Source organism: Pseudomonas sp. NPDC087342, assembly GCF_044744265.1.
In the GTDB taxonomy this organism is placed as follows: Bacteria; Pseudomonadota; Gammaproteobacteria; order Pseudomonadales; family Pseudomonadaceae; genus Aquipseudomonas; species Aquipseudomonas nunensis.
On record NZ_JBIUXZ010000054.1, the window covers coordinates 1 to 1920 of the forward strand.

Consider the following 1920-nt stretch of genomic DNA (forward strand, 5'->3'; position numbering starts at 1 on the left):
CGGTGGCATGTACGACATCTACTCCGTCGTTCAAGGGGTGGACAAGTTCCTGCCCGTGGACGTCTACGTGCCTGGCTGCCCGCCCCGTCCCGAAGCTTTCCTGCAAGGCTTGATGCTCTTGCAAGAGTCGATTGGACAGGAGCGTCGTCCGCTTTCCTGGGTCGTTGGCGATCAAGGCGTGTATCGCGCCGAGATGCCTTCGCAAAAGGAACAGCGCCGCGAACAGCGAATCGCAGTCACCAACCTGCGCAGCCCCGACGAAGTCTGATCCAGCTCTGCTTCTTTTATAGAACGAGACACTGGCTTCATTCTTTACGTTGACCGAAAGCGATAAATAACCATGACTACAGGCAGTGCTCTGTACATCCCGCCTTATAAGGCAGACGACCAGGATGTGGTCGTCGAACTGAACAACCGTTTTGGCCCCGAGGCGATCACCGCCCAGCCTACCAGAACCGGCATGCCGGTGCTTTGGGTTGCCCGCGCCAAACTCGTCGAAGTCCTGACCTTCCTGCGCAACCTGCCCAAGCCGTACGTCATGCTCTATGACCTGCACGGCGTGGACGAGCGTCTGCGCACCAAGCGTCAAGGGCTGCCAAGCGGCGCCGACTTCACTGTGTTCTATCACTTGATGTCGATCGAACGTAATAGTGACGTGATGATCAAGGTCGCCTTGTCCGAGAGCGACCTCAGCCTGCCGACCGTCACCAGCATCTGGCCGAACGCCAACTGGTACGAGCGTGAAGTCTGGGACATGTACGGGAACGACTTCAAAGGTCACCCGCACCTGACCCGCATCATGATGCCGCCGACCTGGGAAGGTCACCCGCTGCGCAAGGACTTCCCGGCCCGTGCCACCGAGTTCGATCCGTTCACCCTGAACCTGGCCAAGCAACAGCTTGAGGAAGAAGCCGCACGCTTCAAGCCTGAAGACTGGGGCATGAAGCGTTCCGGGGCGAACGAGGACTACATGTTCCTCAACCTCGGCCCGAACCACCCTTCCGCGCACGGTGCGTTCCGCATCATCCTGCAGCTGGACGGTGAAGAAATCGTCGATTGCGTGCCGGACGTTGGCTACCACCACCGTGGTGCCGAGAAGATGGCCGAGCGTCAGTCCTGGCACAGCTTCATCCCGTACACCGACCGTATCGACTACCTCGGCGGCGTGATGAACAACCTGCCGTACGTGCTCTCGGTCGAGAAACTGGCCGGCATCAAGGTGCCCGAGAAGGTCGACGTCATCCGCATCATGATGGCCGAGTTCTTCCGGATCACCAGCCACCTGCTGTTCCTGGGTACCTACATCCAGGACGTCGGCGCGATGACCCCGGTGTTCTTCACCTTCACCGACCGCCAGAAGGCGTACACGGTGATCGAAGCCATCACCGGTTTCCGTCTGCACCCGGCCTGGTACCGCATCGGTGGCGTCGCCCACGACCTGCCGCGCGGTTGGGAAAAACTGGTTAAAGATTTCGTCGAGTGGATGCCAAAGCGTCTGGACGAATACCAGAAAGCGGCGCTGGACAACAGCATTCTCAAAGGCCGGACCATCGGCGTTGCCGCCTACAACACCAAAGAGGCCCTGGAATGGGGCGTCACCGGTGCCGGCCTGCGTTCGACCGGTTGCGACTTCGACTTGCGTAAAGCACGTCCATACTCCGGCTACGAGAACTTCGAATTCGAAGTCCCGCTGGCGGCCAATGGTGATGCCTACGACCGTTGCATCGTGCGCGTCGAAGAAATGCGCCAGAGCCTGAAGATCATCGAGCAGTGCATGCGCAACATGCCGGAAGGCCCGTACAAGGCGGATCACCCGCTGACCACGCCGCCGCCGAAAGAACGCACGCTGCAGCACATCGAGACCTTGATCACGCACTTCCTGCAAGTTTCGTGGGGCCCGGTCATGCCGGCCATCGAATC

General features: G+C 59.9%; 1 protein-coding gene and 1 pseudogene. Both read left to right on the forward strand.

The window, feature by feature from the left end; translation table 11 throughout:
• Positions 1-268: pseudogene (locus tag ACIOYV_RS33210) on the forward strand (NADH-quinone oxidoreductase subunit B); the annotation flags it as partial.
• 72 nt (positions 269-340) lie between these two features.
• Positions 341-1920, forward strand: a 1580-nt coding sequence (nuoC, locus tag ACIOYV_RS33215) for an NADH-quinone oxidoreductase subunit C/D (RefSeq protein WP_401330704.1), incomplete at its 3' end; no start/stop codon positions are given.